General features: G+C 50.5%; 15 protein-coding genes. 8 read left to right on the top strand and 7 right to left on the bottom strand.

The window, feature by feature from the left end; genetic code table 11:
- Positions 1 to 6: 6 nt before the first annotated feature.
- Together QET93_RS10875 and QET93_RS10870 are read right to left on the bottom strand one after the other, a co-directional pair.
- Positions 7 to 894 carry a hypothetical protein gene (locus tag QET93_RS10875; protein WP_280125156.1) on the bottom strand — a complete coding sequence of 296 codons (888 nt, stop codon included), beginning with the start codon at positions 892 to 894 and terminating at the stop codon, positions 7 to 9.
- A 78-nt stretch (positions 895 to 972) separates the two neighbouring features.
- Positions 973 to 1,518, bottom strand: a complete 546-nt coding sequence (locus QET93_RS10870) for a GNAT family N-acetyltransferase (RefSeq protein WP_280131321.1) — start codon at positions 1,516 to 1,518, stop codon at positions 973 to 975.
- 267 nt (positions 1,519 to 1,785) lie between these two features.
- On the opposite strand from QET93_RS10870, the gene QET93_RS10865 reads away from it, so the two are divergent.
- From QET93_RS10865 to QET93_RS10855, 3 genes are all read left to right on the top strand, one after another.
- On the top strand, positions 1,786 to 3,579 hold the full coding sequence (locus QET93_RS10865) for a hypothetical protein (RefSeq protein WP_280131320.1): 1,794 nt from the start codon (positions 1,786 to 1,788) through the stop codon (positions 3,577 to 3,579).
- 30 nt (positions 3,580 to 3,609) lie between these two features.
- Positions 3,610 to 4,680 (top strand): tetratricopeptide repeat protein, encoded by a 1,071-nt coding sequence (locus QET93_RS10860; protein WP_280131319.1) that lies wholly within the window; start codon positions 3,610 to 3,612, stop codon positions 4,678 to 4,680.
- 131 nt (positions 4,681 to 4,811) lie between these two features.
- Positions 4,812 to 5,936 (top strand): serine/threonine-protein kinase, encoded by a 1,125-nt coding sequence (locus tag QET93_RS10855; protein WP_280131318.1) that lies wholly within the window; start codon positions 4,812 to 4,814, stop codon positions 5,934 to 5,936.
- A 789-nt stretch (positions 5,937 to 6,725) separates the two neighbouring features.
- On the opposite strand, the gene QET93_RS10850 is transcribed toward QET93_RS10855, so the two are convergent.
- Positions 6,726 to 6,869: a hypothetical protein gene (locus QET93_RS10850; RefSeq protein ID WP_280131317.1), complete on the bottom strand. Its 144-nt coding sequence runs from the start codon at positions 6,867 to 6,869 to the stop codon at positions 6,726 to 6,728.
- A 617-nt stretch (positions 6,870 to 7,486) separates the two neighbouring features.
- On the opposite strand from QET93_RS10850, the gene QET93_RS10845 reads away from it, so the two are divergent.
- Genes QET93_RS10845 through QET93_RS10830 form a run of 4 tightly spaced genes read left to right on the top strand, consistent with a single transcriptional unit; the run spans position 7,487 to position 13,216 of the window.
- Complete coding sequence (locus QET93_RS10845; protein WP_280125174.1) at positions 7,487 to 9,295, top strand: ABC transporter ATP-binding protein; 1,809 nt, start codon at positions 7,487 to 7,489, stop codon at positions 9,293 to 9,295.
- Complete coding sequence (locus tag QET93_RS10840) at positions 9,292 to 11,076, top strand: ABC transporter ATP-binding protein (protein ID WP_280131316.1); 1,785 nt, start codon at positions 9,292 to 9,294, stop codon at positions 11,074 to 11,076. The genes QET93_RS10845 and QET93_RS10840 overlap by 4 nt, the downstream gene beginning before the upstream one ends.
- Positions 11,077 to 11,136: 60 nt before the next feature.
- Positions 11,137 to 12,225, top strand: coding sequence for an adenylyltransferase/cytidyltransferase family protein (locus QET93_RS10835; protein WP_280131315.1), 1,089 nt, complete (start codon positions 11,137 to 11,139; stop codon positions 12,223 to 12,225).
- A gap of 49 nt (positions 12,226 to 12,274) precedes the next feature.
- Positions 12,275 to 13,216: a glycosyltransferase family 9 protein gene (locus QET93_RS10830; RefSeq protein ID WP_280131314.1), complete on the top strand. Its 942-nt coding sequence runs from the start codon at positions 12,275 to 12,277 to the stop codon at positions 13,214 to 13,216.
- Positions 13,217 to 13,248: 32 nt separating this feature from the next.
- Here QET93_RS10830 and QET93_RS10825 read toward each other — a convergent pair whose 3' ends face one another.
- The 3 genes from QET93_RS10825 to rfaE1 are packed head-to-tail and all read right to left on the bottom strand — an operon-like array spanning position 13,249 to position 15,804.
- Positions 13,249 to 13,764 (bottom strand): HAD family hydrolase, encoded by a 516-nt coding sequence (locus QET93_RS10825; protein WP_280125170.1) that lies wholly within the window; start codon positions 13,762 to 13,764, stop codon positions 13,249 to 13,251.
- On the bottom strand, positions 13,757 to 14,329 hold the full coding sequence (gene gmhA / locus QET93_RS10820) for a D-sedoheptulose 7-phosphate isomerase (RefSeq protein WP_280131313.1): 573 nt from the start codon (positions 14,327 to 14,329) through the stop codon (positions 13,757 to 13,759). The genes QET93_RS10825 and gmhA overlap by 8 nt, the downstream gene beginning before the upstream one ends.
- 5 nt (positions 14,330 to 14,334) lie before the next feature.
- Positions 14,335 to 15,804 carry a D-glycero-beta-D-manno-heptose-7-phosphate kinase gene (gene rfaE1 / locus QET93_RS10815; protein ID WP_280131312.1) on the bottom strand — a complete coding sequence of 490 codons (1,470 nt, stop codon included), beginning with the start codon at positions 15,802 to 15,804 and terminating at the stop codon, positions 14,335 to 14,337.
- A gap of 196 nt (positions 15,805 to 16,000) precedes the next feature.
- Here rfaE1 and QET93_RS10810 point away from each other — a divergent pair, with 196 nt between their 5' ends.
- Positions 16,001 to 17,290 (top strand): APC family permease, encoded by a 1,290-nt coding sequence (locus QET93_RS10810; protein ID WP_280125167.1) that lies wholly within the window; start codon positions 16,001 to 16,003, stop codon positions 17,288 to 17,290.
- 97 nt (positions 17,291 to 17,387) lie between these two features.
- On the opposite strand, the gene QET93_RS10805 is transcribed toward QET93_RS10810, so the two are convergent.
- Positions 17,388 to 18,530: an NADH:flavin oxidoreductase gene (locus QET93_RS10805; protein ID WP_280131311.1), complete on the bottom strand. Its 1,143-nt coding sequence runs from the start codon at positions 18,528 to 18,530 to the stop codon at positions 17,388 to 17,390.
- Between the last annotated feature and the right edge of the window lie 42 nt (positions 18,531 to 18,572).

Genomic DNA, 18,572 nt, shown 5'->3' with positions numbered 1-18,572 from the left:
ATAGAGTTAGTTCCTGTGGAGGAGTAATTGAATCGGTTTGGAGATCGGCCAGAGGATCAAATGGACGAATGATGAGAAATACTGGCAGATTAATCGGAAAATGTGAATCGGTTTTTGCAGGAAGCGATGGAGTCCTGCGTATTTTTCATACATGATGCTGAGGGCGACGATGAGAACGATGTTCGTGAATTTGAAAGAAATTCCCCCTTTCCAGATGCTGTCGATCATGCCATGGTCATAAAGGATTTCTTGTCCCATATCGACAACAAGAATCACCCCGACAAATCCGACGAGAACGAAGGCCGTATAGTTGAGAACGGGGAATTTTTCCAGGATGCCGATGCACCATCCGGCTACGATTCGGAGAGCAAGGATACCGATGAAGACGCCGGTACAGACGACCCATATATGGTATTCTTCAGGGATGTGTGCGGCATTGTTAACGAGTCCGACGGCTGCGACGACATTGTCGAGCGAAAGCGAAAGATCCATGAGCTCAATGCCGGCAATGGTCGCCAGAAAACTTTTACCTGCGAATTTGCCGGCGGAATGATTTTCATGTTTTTCGACATGTTTGAGAGAGAGGTGGTTCGCAGCCAGATAAATCAGGTAGATTGCGCCAAACCACTTGACCCATTCGTTGTGCATGAGCCAGGCGACGGCTGCCAGAGCGATACCCCGGAATACGTAGGCGCCGATGAGCCCCCAGCGAAGAGCCGCTTTTTGTTGATGCTTGGGCAAGTGGGATGCCATGGCGGCGATTCCCAAAGCATTGTCGACAGACAGGAGGCCTTCGATGAGGATTAATCCCAGAACGATTTGCAGGGCTTCGCTATAGAACCCGATGGGGATGGGGGTGTCCCATATTGCCAATAGTGAAAAAAGTGCAGTCACGTGCGCCGAGAGTAATTGATTCTCTGCAGTGATCAACCCTCAAATCTGTAATAAGACTTGGGAATACTTCTACTACTGTTACTGTGCGGGTTGGATGACTGTATTGTGGTGGTAGGATTCGAACCGGCTGTACTGTTCCGTATCCAAAGCGGACGGATAACTCATGACGAGGAGGGGGTAGGGAGCATCACCTTCCTTGTAGGGGGGGTGGATATAGTCGTACTGTTGGTTGGATATAAATCCATTGCGTTCGTAGAACATCAGCCTGCGGCGGGAAATTTCATCAACGACGGGGTCAATTTCGAGGATGACCGGGACATTGGAGTGCTGCTTGATTTCGTCGAGTATGATTTTGCCGAATCCGTTATTTCTCATGTGCGGGGAGACGGCAAAGTGTTCCAGATAGACGAAGTCGGGAGTATTCCAGAAGCAGAGGATTGCGGCAACGCGCCCGTCGGATGTCAGAAGGGCGTCATAGTGAAATTCCGGGTTGTGGAGGATTTCTTCCAGATTAGGAATGGTGCGTTGCTCGTGCAGAGGGAAACTTTGCGTGTAAATTTCGTTCGCCTCCGTAAACAGGGGATCATGGATACTTTTGATGGCGATGTGCTTGAAATCTTTCATGGCTGGGCTATTGCGTCGTATGGTGTGCAATGTCTGGTTTTTGGAACCCTACTATGAGTTATTTTAACGTCTGAAGTAAAGTCTTCTTTTCTGTTTTTTGCCTATTATGGAAGGAAGAGACGGTCATGTTGGATGTATTGATGACAATAAGGTTGTCTGAGGAAGGATGAATGAGTACGCGTTCCGGTATTGCTCTGATGGGATATTCCCCTACATTGGTGGGCCATTCCCTTTCTTGTTCCAAGAAGGGGGGCATGACTCTTCCATATGAAAAGGTATAATGAGGAAGTGACTGATGATGAAGTCCTATGGGGTCTTCTTGATCAAGGCTATACGGATTTTGCAAAGGTCTCGTTGAGAGGACTGCAAATGAGCCGTCTTCCCAATATGAAAGGGTGCCGCGTAGCGGAATTTGACTGCAGCAACAACCGCCTGACGACATTGAAGGGCGCTCCGGAGGTTTCCGGTACGTTTGATTGTTCCAAGAACCGTCTGGTGTCCTTGCAATATGCGCCTGCCGGCCCGCTTGATGCCTTCTTGTGCATGGATAACCGTTTGGAATCCCTGGCTGGCGCACCGCAGGTTGTGGAGAGGGAGTTTGACTGCAGTTTCAATCGGTTGGAGTCTCTGGAGGGAGGGCCCTCTTCCGTCAAGGTTTCCTATACTTGTTCTTTTAATCAGTTGAAGTCGTTGGAGGGGGCACCGGACGATGTCCGCGGAAGTTTTGATTGCTGCTGGAATCGTTTGACGAGTCTTCGCGGGGCTCCGCAGGAAGTGGAGGCGGGGTTTAAGTGCGGGAATAATGAACTTGTTTCTCTTGAAGGGGCTCCTCCACATGTGACAGGAGAATTCGACTGCCGGGAAAACCAGCTCGTTTCTCTGGCACATTGTCCTCAATCGGTTGCCGGACGCTTTGTGTGCAGTCATAACAGACTGGCAAGCCTGGAAGGGGCTCCGCCCGGAGTGAAGAAGGAGATGGACTGCTCGTTCAATCTGCTGGAGTCCTTGACTGGAGCTCCGCCTGCTGTGCAAGGCCGGTTCGATTGTAGTCACAACAGGCTTGTTTCCTTGAAAGGAGCACCGACAGGCGTTCGTCTGGCGTTCAACTGTTCTTCCAACAAGCTGGATTCTCTGGATTTCTGCCCTCAGGAGGTGGAAATGGATTTTTTCTGCAGCGACAATTGCCTGACTAGCCTTCAGGGCTCTCCTCCGGGAGTGAAACGGGATTTTGATTGCAGCGGAAATCGTTTGAGATCTCTGGCGGGATGTCCTGCCGGTGTTTCACGCGATTTTTTCTGCCGTGACAATTTACTGACGACGCTGGAATATGTACCGCTTGGCGTTTCCCGCCATTTCAATTGCGCATCGAATAAATTGGGATCCTTGGACTCCTGTCCACCGGGAATTCTCGGTAATTTTTCTTGTGCGGACAATAGGCTTCGTTCTTTGAGCGGGGTTCCTGCCGGAGTGGAGGGCTCTTTCGATTGCGGCCGCAATCAATTGTCGTCGTTGAACGGTTGTCCTCCCGGCGTACAGGGGAGTTTCATCTGTTCTCGCAACAAATTATCATCTTTGGAAGGTTCTCCCCAAGGGGTTCTTGAAAAGATGGATTGCAGCTACAACCAGTTATCATCCCTCCGAGGGATGCCGAAAGATGTAACGGGATACTTCGATTGCAGCCATAACAATCTGGAATCCTTGGAGTTTGCTCCTCTTTCCACGAAGGAGGGATTCAATTGCAGTCACAACCGCTTGAAGAGTTTGAAGGGTGCCCCTCTCGGTGTGGAGGGGAGTTACGATTGCAGCCACAATTGTCTGGAAACCCTGGATTACGTGGCTTCCGGCGTGACGTGGCGTTTCGATTGCAGCTATAACCTTCTTCGTTCTTTGCGCGGCGCTCCGGAACAAGTGTCTTGGCATTTCGACTGTAGTCACAACAGGATTATATCGTGGGAATATCTGCCTCTCCACGTGCAGGGGAAGATGGTAGTGGAAGGCAACCCGGCGGGAACTCTTGACGAATGTCGCAATGATCACTTGGCGGATGTAGAGGGAGATTGATTTTTTCCTCATTTTCATTAAGATGCGAACATGAAACGGGTATTTTCCTTCGGTGTATTGTGCGTCATGTCTGCAGTCTTCCTGTCTGGATGCGATGATGACAAGAAGGGGGAGGTTGTCGGACTAAGCGAACAGGACTCTCCCATGCCCGGGAATGCAGGGCGGGAGCGTACCGTCGATGCTCCGAAACCTGTAGAACGTGACGATGAACTGGACCGTGCTATCCGGGATGCGACCGATAGTACTGCCGAACATGAATATGCGGTGGCCAAACTTTATGCCGAGCGTCTCAAAGCAGGAAAGGCAAAGGTGGAACAGGTCGTCGAATGGTGCAAGAAAGCTGCCGACAAGGGCTATGCCGAAGCCCAGATGACCCTGGCCGGCATGTATTATTACGGTGTGGAACTCGGTCGCGATTCTTCCCGGGCAAAGGAGTGGTTTGAAAAAGCTGCTGCGGCGGGCAACAGGGAAGCCGATTATTACCTGGGATTGATGTATCTGATGGGGGACGGCATTGCGCGCGATACTGCGAAAGGCGTGGAGGAGATCAAGAAATCCGCTGAAAGCAATATTCCTAAAGCGATGGGGTTTCTCGGCAATCTTTATTGGGAAGGAAAGTTCGGCGTGGAAAAAGATGCCCGCATAGCCCAACAATGGTTGGAGAAGGCTGCCAAGAAGGGGGACATTACGGCTGCCCAGTTTCTTGGCAGGATTTATTACAACGGGGATGGTGTAGAAAAGAATCCCGAGAAGGCCTTCAAATGGTATGAAAAGGCTGCTCGTCTGGGAGATCCCCAATCGGAATACATTGTTGCGATGATGTGCTTGAAGGGGGAAGGGACGAAGGAAAACCCCGAAGAAGCCGTTTCCTGGTTGAAATTGGCTGCAGGTCAGGATCATGTCGGTGCCATGGCTCTGCTTTCCATCTGTTACAGCAGTGGCTTGGGTATTAAGGCTGATGCCGAAATCGGCCGGGTTTGGAAAGAACGCGCCTTGAAACTGCAGAAAGAACAAGAGGAAAAGGCCGCGACCGGGAATAATCCGCCGAGCGGTGAGGTTACGCCCGGATCGGGAGGGATGCCCAAACAGGGTGAATTGTGAACAAGAAGCTTTCAGTGCAGATCAATGATTCGTACTGAGACAATTCCATTCTTTAGGGGGGGAATGAGATTTCTTGACTGATCAGAGAAGCCGGGGTATAGACCTCCTTGGTTATTATAACCGCACGAGTTATGGACAAACAGCAAACATTGGTGCCGGCCCTGGCAGAAGGAACCGTTCTTTACGATATCTACCAGATCGTGCGTGTTTTGGGCGCGGGAGGTTTCGGTATTACCTACATGGCATGGGACATGAAGCATGAGCGTCATGTGGTCATTAAGGAATGTTTGCCGGGGGATTATGCGGCGCGCAGTGAGGATGGCGTTACCGTTTTGCCCCGCCATGAATCGACTCGCGACATGTTTGAAAATTGCATCAACAATACGATGCAGGAGGCGCAGACGCTGGCTGGATTTTCTCATCCGGGCGTCGTTCAGATTTTTGATTTGTTCCGTGCTCACGGAACCGTCTATTACGTTATGGAATTGATTATCGGACAAACGATGTTCGAGATCATGGAAAATTTAAAAAAGTCCGGCGGATCCTTTACCCAGGCCCAGGCGGAAGGATTATTGGTTAATATGCTTGATATCCTCGAGCATCTCCACGACCACGGAATTTATCATTGTGATATCAAGCCGGGCAATATTTTTATCATGGGCAACGGCATGCCGAAGTTGATCGACTTCGGAGCCGTCCGAACCAAAGTGCTCCAGCACGATGGACTTGTACAGGTGACTCCCGGTTATACCCCTCCCGAGTTCTATCCCGGGCGTTTTCGCGAGATTGGCCCCTGGTGCGACCTCTATGGGCTGGGAGCGACATTTTACGAACTTTTGACGGGCATAACTCCGGAACCTGGCGATAAGCGTTCCGTCGTAGACAGAATGGTCAAGATTGCTTCCGTGGAAGGTTTCCGCAGGAAGTACTCGCTTCCTCTTCTGACCAGTATTGACAAGGCGTTGGAACCTTCTCTGGAAAAACGTTTCAAGTCTGCCAAAATGTGGATTGAATATATGGATGCCTATGAAGCCGGCGTTCAATTGGTAACGACCTCCGATCCCAAAGCCAACGAGCGGTTGAAAATTGCCAGTTCATTGAACAAGAGAAAGAAAAGTCCGGTGGTGAAAATCGTGATCCTCCTGATTTTGATTGCCCTTGTTGCTCTTGCATGGTTTGTTCACACAGGTGAAATCGAATTGCCTTTTGAGCTGCCGCAGGAATATTCGTGGCTGATTCAGACGAAGCAACCGTAATTCGTCCTCCGAGGACTATGGCATAGGAGGCCTTTGACTCCGGCATGCGTTAAAATCCCGGTTACCGTACCGGAGCAGACTTGATGTCGTGTTCATGGTCAATCGGAGATTTCCGAAGATTTTGAATTTTGATGTATTTCAATTGACGTAATGCATAAAAAAACGGTCACCGAAGGGTAGATGCATCAAAATAACGGTCACCCAAGCTGGCGCGTGGGAAGCTCCTGGGCAAGGCTTTTTTGAACCATATCAATACTCCCGGGTGCAGCGTCGCACGCTGTCGAGGGGGAAAGGGGGGGCGAGAAGCCCCTCGTCTTCTTTCTCAAGACGAGCTTGCAGGTCAAAAAGAGTCCTTAGTGCATTCTCCAACTGATCTCTTAGATTCAATGGATTTAGGCTCTTATGTAAGGTCTCTAACTTTTCCTTCTTGCGACTAGGTTTTAGCGTTTCCATGACTCGGGCGTAGGGTGTCCGTGCCTGATCGCTTTGTCTCTTGAGTTTTCCTCCTTGCCTCGTTTTGAATATGACCCGGCTACACGCATAAAAGTGATTCGTCAATAAATTGTTGGCTCGATATACCCTATTGAGCAACTTGATATAACCGGGATGATCAAATCGACCATACCCTACCACATCTCTGACTCGGTGACGATTCTTCTCTTCGGCTCGTGCATTGTCATTTTTCATCATGGGACGCGAACGGGTGATTTCCATCTTTTGATGCTTATCTTTCAGATACTTCTGAAGATGGTAATTGATAAACTCCGTTCCATTGTCCGTGTTGATTCCTCAAGCCGGGAAGGGAAACTGGTTCATCAGACGCCCCAAGGCTCGGCACGTTTCATACTGCCCTTTGTTCCAAATAGCACGGTTGGATGTCCACTGGGTATAATCATCTGTGATCGTCAAGGTCCAGGCAAAGTCACCTTTCATTGTTGTGCCGCAGTGGGCGACTGTGTCGGCGTAGAGATAACCTGGCTTTTCGATGCGTCTTCGATAATCGACAATGGAGATAAGTGCCTTTAAGGAGGTGGTCGTTCCATTGGACTGAGTTCTGGATGCCGATGTTTTGTAAGGTTTGAGAACTCTATCCCGCGTTTCTCTTTGACGGGCTTTTCCTTTGTCGAGGATAGAACTCTGATAATCGTCTTAGTTGACTTATATCCTGTAAGTTGTTGCATTTCCAAGAGGAAGCCATACTTGTCCTTGCGCGTCTTTTTTGAAGCGTAGACCTCTCGAGCACCATTTAGTAACTCAAGTCGTGATTGTTTACTCATTTTAAGAGGCATATGAATAGTTTGAAGAAACTATTTTGATGCATCCACCCTTTTGCTCATTTCACCGGTTTTCCCTGAAAGGGCCTTCGGTGATTTTCTTTTTGATGCATTACGAAGCGAACGGTAACGCGAAGAAGATTCCTTCCACACTTGAACATGGCGTGAGGATCTGTATAATCGGCAAAGTTTTTGGTTTTCAGAGACAGCTACCGGATTGAATGAATAATGAATAATGAACCCGTAATACAGGACCCCGTTCTTCCACGGGCGACCATGGGCTCGCGTTTATTGTATTTGTGGCGCAACTACATACGGTTTCACAAATGGACGCTTTTTGCTTCTATTTTGGCAGGTGTCGTTTCGGCGGCGACGAGCGGATTCGGATATCCGTTCATGATCGACAAGGTTTTCCCCGTAGTGTTCGGGCATGCGCAACTTTCACCGGAAATACAGTCTATTCTTGTGGGAATATTCGGCGAGGCTAACCTGCACAGTGCCATGGTCTGGGTGGCGGCCTGTTTCTTGCCGCTGGTCGTTACGGTGAGTGGAATCGCCGGATTTTTCAATGCATATTGGTTGACTGCTGCCGGGTTGAGGGTGTTGGAACGTCTTCGTATTCAATTGTACACAAAGTTTCAAAACCTTTCCCTCTCCTACCATGAAAGGCACAAGAGCGGCGATTTGCTCAGCCGCCTGATGCACGACACGCAGTTTCTTCAGGAGGGGGTTCTCCAAGTGGCCAATGACTTGGTGCTCCAGCCGATGACGATGCTGGGCGCTTTAGGGTATCTTGTTTACAAAGCGAGCGAGAGCGAGCAGTTTTTTATCTTGCTGATCAATATGGTGCTGGTGGGGCTTTGTATCGTGCCCATTCAGAGAATCGGCAAAATCATGTTGAAACAGGCTCGCAAGGCCCAGGCCGGATTGGGAGACATTACGGCTTCTCTTCAGGAGAACCTTTCTTCCCAGCGTGATATCCGTGCCTACGCCATGGAGGAGGAACAGATTAAACACGTCCGTTTCCAGATTAGCAATTTCCTTAAAACCATGCTCAACGTGGTGAAATGGCAGAACGTGCTGCCGCCCATGGTGGAGATTTCCAGTGCGCTGGCTCTGGGATTCGCGTTGTATGTGGGCAATCAGAACGGGATGGCAGTCAAAGATTTCATGTCTTTGGCAACAGCCATGTATCTCTGCTATGAACCGGTCAAGAGGCTGGGGTCCGTCCATAACAGGCTGGCGATGAACATGGCGATCGTTGACCGCTTTAATGAGGTCATTTTCCAGCCTGACGATATGCCGGATCCGGAGCATCCTCATGAGATGACCCGCTGCCGGGGTGACATTGTGTTCGACCATGTCAAGTTCGCCTATGATGCCGACAAAATGGTGATGAACGATATCAATGTTCATATTCCTGCCGGTCAGGTGGTGGCCCTTGTCGGCCCCAGCGGTGCAGGAAAGACAACGTTTGCAAATCTGGTATGCCGTTTCTACGACGTGAATGAGGGTGCCGTGAAAATTGATGGTGAGGATGTCCGTAATTACAGGAAGAAGGATTTGATGAAGAACATCGCTCTCGTCTCTCAGTACCCTGTTTTGTTCAGCGGCACGGTGGCGGACAACATTCGCATCGGCAATCCGGAGGCAACGATGGAACAGATTGTCGCGGCGGGTAAAAGAGCTGCCGTTGATACCATTGTCGATGAAGATCCGAACGGATATGAAAGACCGATCGGAGAATCCGGGGAAGGGCTTTCCGGTGGGCAGAAACAGCGAGTCTCTATTGCCCGTGCCTTTTTGAAGGATGCTCCCATCCTAATCCTTGATGAGGCGACGGCTTCGCTGGATATGCGGAGCGAATCAATGATCCAGGAGCAGTTGGAGTCACTTACCCAAGGCAGGACGACTTTGGTGATTGCTCACAGATTCAGCACGATCCGCCTTGCGGATCGCATCCTCGTTTTCGAGCAGGGCCGCATTATTGCGGACGGAACACATCTGGAGTTGTACGAAAATTCCGCACTCTACCGGGATTTGTACGATAAACAACTGATGAGATCGGGAGGTAAGGGAGTATGATGAAACAATTTTTCCGATTCCTGGTTTATTTGAAGCCTCTGTTGCTGCCTTTTATTCTGGCATTGTTGTCCGGCGTCGTCGCTTCCGCTGCGAGCGGATTCGGGATTCCGATGATGATCGACAAGGTGTTTCCTGTTGTATTCGACAACAGCAAGCTTCCCCCGTTTATCCAGGATATACTGGTCGAGATGGTAGCTCCGGACCGTCTGCATATGGTCGTGCTGATCACGGCGTGTCTGATATTGCCTTTGGTGATGACGATTCGCGGCGTGGCAACTTTTATCAACGGATATTTGACGGCATTCGTCGGGATGCGAGTTCTCGAAGAAATTCGAATGAAAGCATTTTCTCATTTGCAGATGCTTCCATTGTCTTTCCATGAGAGCCAGAAGAAGGGCGACTTGATCAGCCGCCTGCTGACGGATACTCAGAACGTGCAAGCCGGGATTACTCAGGTGTCCAACGATTTGATCAAGCAGCCGATGACTCTGGTGAGCGCATTATGCTTCCTGGGGTACCAGGCTGCCAAGACATCCCAGACTTCCGTTTTATTGAGTAATTTGTTCTTCGTCTCTTTGTCCATCTGGCCGATTTACTTCTTTGGCAAGAGGATGGTGGAGAAGGCGCGTAGGGCACAGAAGGAATTGGGCGACATTATGGCCGTGGCCCAGGAAAATCTGTGCTCCCAGAGGGAAGTCCGCTCCTATGGCATGCAGGGCCAGCAGGTAGCTATCTTCCGGCAACTGACGGAGCGTTTCATCCGCATCCAGATGAAGGCCGTCAAGTATAAGCAGTTTCTTGTGCCTGTGCTGGAAGGTGTCTGTGCCCTCGGATTGGGGTATCTTTTGGTGCGCTGTAATTCCGTCGGGATGAAAGAGTCTGATTTCATGTCTTTTGCGACGGCTTTGTTCATGTGCTATGACCCAATCAAAAGGCTTGGCATGACCTACAACCGGCTCAAGCAGGCCCAGGCTTCCCTGGAGAGGTTGAATTTCATTCTGGATCAGCCCGACAATATGCCGGATCCGGAGAGTCCTGTGCCGCTGGGAAAAGTCAAAGGGAATGTCAGTTTCCGCGACGTATCCTTCTCTTACGATGGAAAGCACAAGGTTCTGGAACACATCAATGTAGATGTTCCGGCCGGACAGGTTGTGGCGCTTGTCGGCCCAAGTGGGGCGGGCAAGACGACGTTTGCCAGCTTGATCCCGCGTTTCTATGAAGTTTCGTCCGGTAGCGTGCATATGGACGGAGTCGATCTCCGGGATGCGACGAAGGCGGACGTCAGAAGCAATATTTCGCTGGTATCGCAGAGCCCGTTCATTTTCCGCAATTCCATCATAGAGAATATCCGCCTTGGTAAACCCGGCGCTTCCGATGAAGAGGTGATCGAGTCGGCGAAGAAAGCCTCCGTACATGATTTTGCCCAGCAGAAAGAGCAGGGATATTATACGATGCTGGCCGACTACGGCGACGGACTTTCCGGAGGGCAGAAGCAGCGCGTGGCCATTGCCCGAGCCTTTTTGAAAGATGCCCCCATTCTGATTCTGGATGAAGCGACGGCTTCTCTGGACTCGGAAAGCGAGAATAAGATTCAGGAAGAACTCGATAAACTTGTCGTGGGCCGTACGACCTTTATCGTGGCCCACCGCTTTAGTTCCATTCGTATTGCCCAGCGTATTCTCGTGTTTGAGAGCGGACGCATTATTGCGGATGGAACGCACGATGACTTATACGTTTCCTGTCCGTTGTACAAGGAACTTTACGATAAACAATCCATATAAATTGATTATTTCCCCGTTTTTGAATAGTTTTAACTGCATACCCCAACGAGTTAGGTTTTTATGAAAAAGATTTTTGTATCCGGATGCTACGATATTCTTCATGCTGGTCATATCCAGTTTTTTGAAGAAGCACGGTGCCTTGGAGATCAATTGATTGTATCATTTGCGTCGTCGGAAGTCCTATGGATCCACAAGCATCGCAAGGCTTCCATTCCCGATGAACATAAGAAGGCTTTGCTGGAAAGCTTAAGGATGGTGGATAAGGTGGTCGTTGGCAAGAGCCTGAAGAAAGGCCTTGATTTTGAAGATGACTTCCTGGCTGAAAAACCCGATATCCTTGCCGTGACCGAAGATGACCAGTACGGAGACTTGAAGCGTGAACTCTGTAACCGCATTGGAGCTCAATATGTCATTTTGCCCAAGACTCCTCCGCGTTTCCAGCCGGTTTCTACCAGTATGCTGGTGAATCGGATTAAGGCTCCTAATGAAGTTCCCCTGCGTGTAGACTTCGCCGGCGGATGGCTGGATGTACCCCGTTATGCCAGGGCGGGAGCTTTTGTTGTCAATTGTGCGGTGACGCCAATGGTATCCCTGATGGAATGGACGTACGAGAAGTGTGCCGGCATGGGAGGCAGTGGAGCATGGGCCATGCTTGAAGGCAGAGATCCCGTCCAGTCGGAGCTGGCTCTCGGAGTGGGGTGGCAGGATCCTGCCGTTATTTCCGAAACCGGCCTGTGTGTCTGGCGTTCCGGAGACAGACCAATTCTCGACATCAAGAGTACGGGTGACTTCCTGAATGGGCGCATGGCTATTTATTATACCAATTCCCAGCATAATACGCCGTCGATGGCCGATTGTACCCGCGATTATGAACGTATTGCCCAGTCTTCCCTTATTGCCAGGGCCGGAGTGATTGAACACAATATCGCTACGTTGGCGGCCGGTGTTTGCCTTTATCATAGCGTTCAGCTTGACGAAGGGATGGCGCGCCTGCCTGATATAGAAGGCTCGATCGCCCGGAAGTACTGCGGAGGCGGGTTCGGAGGATATGCCCTGTATTTGTTCCAGAAGCAGGAATTCCGGGACAAAGCTTTGGCGGATGTTCCCGGCATGCGGGCGGTAGAGCCGTTTTGCAGGAAGCTTTTTTAATCAATCATGTTGTTTCCCGGAAGATTGACAGTAACCCCCTCTCATGGATATGGAAAAAGAAAAGATACTCATTATCAAGCATGGTGCTTTGGGGGATTTTGTCCTGTCTGTCGGGACGATGTGCCACATTCGGGAAATGCATCCGGAGGCGAGTTTGTCTTTGATGACCATGTCTCCTTTCGTCGCTATGGCTCGTCAAATGAACATGTTCGACGAGTATATTATCGATAATAGGCCATCTGCCTGGAATCTGCCGTACATGTTCAAGGTTTTGGCGAAGATCGCCCGGGGTAAATTTTCTCATATTTACGATTTGCAGGCATCCAGCCGTACCCGGTACAGGTATTATCCTCTGCTTCGGTGGATGATGCCACGGTCGTTTGTGTGGGTAAACTACAGGAAAGGCGTTGAATACAAGATTGAGAAAAAATGCCCCGTCGGCATTGGTGCTCAACATCGGAATGGTATTCATGCTCCTTTCAAGATAAGTGACTTAACGTTTCTGAAGGGGGAGGGGAAGCACTTCGACGCATTGCCGGAACGGTACGTATTATTGATTCCCGGGTGTTCTCCCAATCATCCTTACAAACGCTGGCCGATTGAGAATTTTCAGGAACTGGTTTGCCGTCTGGCGGACCGGGGTATTCATTCCGTGGTGATCGGAACCGACATTGAAGCGGAAGAGGTCAATGCTATTGCGGGGGCTTCTCCCATGGCTGTAAATATGTTGAACAAGACGTCCCTGCTGGACGTACCGCAATTGGCGATGAGGGCGATTGCCTGCGTCGGCAATGATACAGGACCCTCCCATATGGCTTCCCTGTCCGGGTGCTTTGCCATTGCCCTGTACGATAACAGAACCAAGCAAGGGGCTTTGCGAGGGGCGAATTCCGTCAATCTCATTTCACCGGATCTGATCACTAAAATTACGGTGGATCAAGTTTGGGAAACTCTTCTTCCCAAACTGGATGAAGACCTGCAAGATGCATAGTTGATTGTCCGCAGAAGCTGGCCCTCCGGGTATTATTGCCGGGACTGGATGATGCTGAGCAACTCGTCAGGACTTGCGACAATGGCATCGGCTCGCGTAGGGACTGTTTTGTCCCGGGAGAGAAGGCAATTGAACCCGATTCCGGCGCGGATACCGGCTTCAATATCGCGTTCCTTGTCTCCAAGGCTGAGAGAGGATGCCATATCGATCCCGTATTGAGAGGCAGCTTTCAGGAACATGCCCGGTTCCGGTTTTCTGTCCTCATGCCGTTGGAGGTGTGGGCAGTGGAAGATGTCCAGGATGGTGATACCGTGTCGTCCGAACTGGCTTTTCATATACAGGGTAAGGGTCTGGAAATCTTCCTCGGTGTAATATCCGCGCGCAATTCCCGACTGATTGGTTGCGATAACAAGGTCATAGCCTAGTGATTGCGCTCCACGGCAGAGTTCGAGAATACCCGGGACGAATTCGAAATCGGCGGGTTTGTAGAGGTAGTTTTTTTCCACATTGACCGTCCCGTCGCGGTCCAGGAAAAGCGCTTTACGCATGACCGTAGATTCCCTGTTCCACCAATCCACAGATGAGGTGTCCTACGGCGATGTGCATTTCCTGGATATGATTGGTGGCATCCGAAGGCACATTGATGCAGAAATCGGCCAGCTCTTTCATTTTTCCTCCGCCCTGTCCGGTGAGAGCAATGGTGGAGATACCCATGTTGCGGGCGATCAGGAAAGCCTGGACGACATTTTCGCTGTTGCCGCTTGTCGATAGGCCGACCAGGACATCACCTTCTTGTCCCAGGCCTTCGACTTGTCTGCGGAAGATGGTATCGTAGCCGTAGTCGTTGCCGACTGCCGTCAGGATGGAAGTGTCCACCGTGAGGGCAATAGCATTCATGGCTTTGCGGTTCAATTTGTAACGGCCGATGAGTTCGGCGGCAAGATGCTGAGAGTCGGCAGCCGATCCCCCGTTGCCGCAGAACATGATTTTGCGGTTGTTCTCCAATGCCCGTCGGCAATGGAGGGCAGCATCGGCAATGATGCCCGAATACGAGGCCAGGAGTTTGAAATGTTCGGCAATTTCTAATAGTTCCGCATGGATGAAGTCTTTCATAGAGGTCAACAGGATGGATCGTTCATTTTGGAAATAATCCCGGTACTTGAAAACCCTTCGATTCGAGGAAGTTCCAGGGCTTTGCCTCCGTACGAAACCACATATCTGCCTTCCGGCCAGCGATCCAGGGGGTACCCTTCTTTGGCGATGACATCGGGCTGCAATTGTTTGAGGAGGGGCAGGGCGGTATCATCGTTGAAAATGACGACGTAATCGACCGATTTGAGAGCAAGCAGCAAAGCAGCTCTCGATTTCTCGTTATTGATAGGCCGAGCATTCCCCTTGAGTCGTTTGACGGAGGCATCGCTATTCAGTCCTACGAACAGGACATCGCAGGACTCCCGTGCCTTGTCGAAGGAATGCAAGTGACCGGGATGCAGAATGTCGAAGCATCCATTGGTAAAACCGACGACTTTGCCTTGTTCCTGAAGTGATTTCGTGAGTTTGACCGCTTCCCGAACCGTGAGCAGGCGGGAAGAGGTTGTTGTGGAAAGCTGGGTTTTGAGTTCGTTTCCGGTGACGCAGGCTGTCCCGAATTTTCCGACAACGATTCCGGAAGCGACATTAGCCAGTTTCATGGCGTCTTTCATGGAGGTACCGGAAGCCATGGCGGCTCCCAGCACGGCAAGGGAAGTATCTCCTGCCCCGGAAACATCGAAGACTTCCCGGGCTTCCGTGGCGAGACGGATAGGTTTCGTCCGCTTGGTGCCGGGGATGAAAATCATGCCGTATTCGCTGAGGGTGACAAGCAGGTTGCCGATGTCGTACTTGCGGCAGAGGGCCTGACCGCAGGTAACGGCTTGTTCCTCGAAATCCGGATCGGAAGGGTGGAGTTCTTTACCGGCTGCTGCGATGAATTCCTTGAGGTTGGGTTTAACCAGCGCGGCTCCCCGGTAACAGGAATAGTCGATGCGCTTAGGGTCAACAATAACATTTTTCTTTAATGCCCGGCATCTTTGGATGAGGGCCGGGGTGATTCTGTCGTCGAAAAAACCTTTGCCATAATCCGAAAGGAGAACGATATCCATATCCGGCAGACACTGGTCGACAAGATTCAACAATTGCTCCGAGAGCTCGCTGTCCAGATGGAGCATTTCTTCCTTGTCTACGCGCAACAGGTGATGGTTACCGGCAACATAGCGCGTTTTGACCGATGTTGTGTACCCCTTTTTTTCCAGAAGAAGCCTCGTATCCGCCCCCAGATTGTCAAGATAACTGCGCAAAGACTGTCCATTGGCGTCCTCTCCGACGATTCCAGCCATAAATGTCTGACAACCGAGGGCTCTCAGGTTGGCGACAACATTGCCGGCTCCCCCCAGCATGTTTTTTTCTCTGCTTTCCAGCAACACGGGAACAGGAGCTTCGGGTGAGACACGGTTGACACTGCCGTAGATGAAAATATCGAGCATTAAATCTCCGATGCAGAGTATTTTTGCTTTGGAAAAATGGTCGATATATCGGCTGAGGCTGGACATTGCTACATGGAACTGTTCAGTGCATTATCATGGTTCCTGCACCAGGAGGCAAGAGTAATCCGTCGTATCCGTCAGAGTCTTTGCGTTCTCTATCCGATTACGGGGGAAATGAGAAAATTGATGTTTAGAATGATCGTTTTGGGTGGATAGAAGGTCAAAAGAATCAGGTCACAACGATTTACCTACCGGAATTTTCATGGATACAGAACCTGTTAAGAAGTATTTTTCACTGTGGGAAGTAGCCTCTCTCGGCATTGGCTCCATGATCGGAGCCGGGATTTTCGCTCTGATGGGCCAGACGGTTCTGGCTGCCGGGAAGGGTGTTTTTGCCTCCTTCCTGATTGGCGGGGTGGTTGCCCTGCTTTCCGGTTATTCCTATGCGAAACTAGGATCCCGATATCCGGATTCGGGGGGGATTATGGACTATTTCAACAAGGCTTTCCCCTGTAAATTATTTTCGGGGACATTGTCGATCGTGTATCTTCTGACCCTGGCTATTACGATTGCCCTGGTGGGGAAATCCTTTGGAGCCTACGCAAGCAATTTACTGGGGTGGGAAGGGTATTGGGGGATGATGGCGACGGCTATTTTTTCATCCTTGGTGATTTTGACGTTCGGGTATGTCAACATGCGGGGCGCCGGAAGCGTCGGGAAAACGGAGATTTTGTTTGTCAGCTTTAAGCTATTGATTCTGGCTGTATTGATTGTTGCAGGATTGAGCAATCTGTCACCCTCTGCCGTACCCTCACTGAAGGAAACGGATCCCCTGACAGTATTCGGGAGTGTTGGCCTGTCGTTTTTGGCGTATGCCGGCTATGGAATGATGGCGAATACGGCAGGAAATCTCAGAGATCCAGCCAAGACTTTGCCTCGGGCCATTTTCTTGGCGATCGGGCTGGTACTGGTTCTTTATGTGATCCTTTCCTATGTGGTTGTGGAAAATATATCTCCAGAAGCTTTGGCCCTTCACGCCGATACGGCGATGGCGCAGGTTGCCAGGCCTTTACTGGGAATATGGGGCGGCGCAGCAGTATCGATTGCCGCCTTGATTGCTTCTGCATCAGCCATTAATGCAACATTTTTCAGCTTGTTGAACATATCGATCGGATTGTCGAAAAGCAAGCAGCTTCTACCCGCGTTCTCCATCCCTTTCTGGAGGAAGGGAACCAAAGGCTTTGCGTGGACGATCGGCGGTATTCTAGTTGTTACCAATTTATTCAATTTGCAAGCGATCGCCAACATTGCCAGTGCTACCTTCCTGGTCAGTTATCTCGCCGTGTTTGTGGCACACTGGAAACTGCGGCGTGAAACTTCTTCCTCTTCGTGGCCGATTGTCACCGGATTTATCCTGATGTTGGTTATTTTTTTGGCATTTCTGGGACACATTTACAGAACCCAGCCGGGAGCTCTGTGGATCATTGCCTCCTTCTTCCTTGTCAGTTTCCTTTTGGAACGGTGGGTGGGGAAGAGGATCGCCGGGAAGTAAGGGACGCTATACGCGGTTTTCTTTTCCCCTTATCGGTAAACTTGAAGAGGACCGCAAGGAGGCCCTCCTTCTGATTTCGTGCGTGTTTGTAGCGGTATCAGATCAATTCGTTCAGGTCGTCTTTTGAGAAATGATGGATTTCATTTTCGCGGCCATGATGAATTTTCGCAGCCCATGCGGGATCCCCGATCAGGGCACGACCAACGGCAATCAGGTCGAATTCTTCTGCCTGCATGCGTTCGACGAGAGAGTTCAGTTGGTGAAGAGCGCTTCCCGCTTCCGGACCATTGGTAAAAAGATGAGTGAAGTCTTCGCTTAATCCGACGGAGCCGACTGAAATGGTAGGTTTCCCGGTGAGCTTTTTCGTCCATCCTGCCAAATTGAGGGAGGAACCTTCAAATTCGGGTTCCCAGAAGCGTCGTGTGGAGCAATCGAAAATATCAACTCCGGCTTCCGTGAGAGGATGGAGGAAATCGGCCAATTCAGCGGGAGTCCTGGCTAGTTTGGCATCGTAATGGTTATTTTTCCATTGCGAAAAGCGGAAGATAATCGGGAAGCGACTCCCGACTTCGCGTCGGATGGCATGGATGATTTCGCAGGCAAAGCGAGTTCTCCCAACGAGATCTCCTCCGTAAATATCTGTTCTTCGATTGGTTTCTTCCCAGAAAAATTGGTCGATCAGATATCCGTGTGCTCCATGGATTTCAACACCATCGAAACCGAGCTTTTTCGCGCTGACTGCTGCACGTGTGAAGCTTTCAATAACTTCTTCGATCTTGGCGATGCTCATGGGATCGGCCGTTTGTTGGAGTGTTTCGACATCAATTCCCGAAGGGCCGATCGGAGGAAGCTCCGGATTGGGCAGACTGTCTCCTTGAAACGGACGAGTCATGCCGACGTGCCAGAGCTGGGGAACGATTTTGCAATCGGTCGTATGAACGGCTTGGACGACTTTTTTCCAGCCTCTTAAGGCATGTCCTCCAAAGAAATTGGGGTAGGAGGTACAAGGCGAAGCACTGGGCTCGTCGATGAATGTGCCTTCCGTAATAATGAGCCCGAGTTCCTGCCGGGCTCGGCGTTTGTAGTATTCGGCAATTTCATCTGTCGGGATGCCGCCGGGGGCATATCCTCTGGTCATGGGGGGCATGACGACACGGGAGGGAAGTGATAATTTCCGGGAATGAAAGGGACGGAATATCGTTTCAATGTCTCTTAGCCTGAGTTCTTCTCGATTGCTCATGGGATGAAAAATGGTTAACGCGTTTCAAGGTCTGACAGTTGC

The sequence above is a fragment of the Akkermansia sp. N21116 genome, assembly GCF_029854705.2.
Classification (GTDB): Bacteria; Verrucomicrobiota; Verrucomicrobiia; order Verrucomicrobiales; family Akkermansiaceae; genus Akkermansia.
This window is presented reverse-complemented; position numbering and strand designations above follow the sequence as displayed.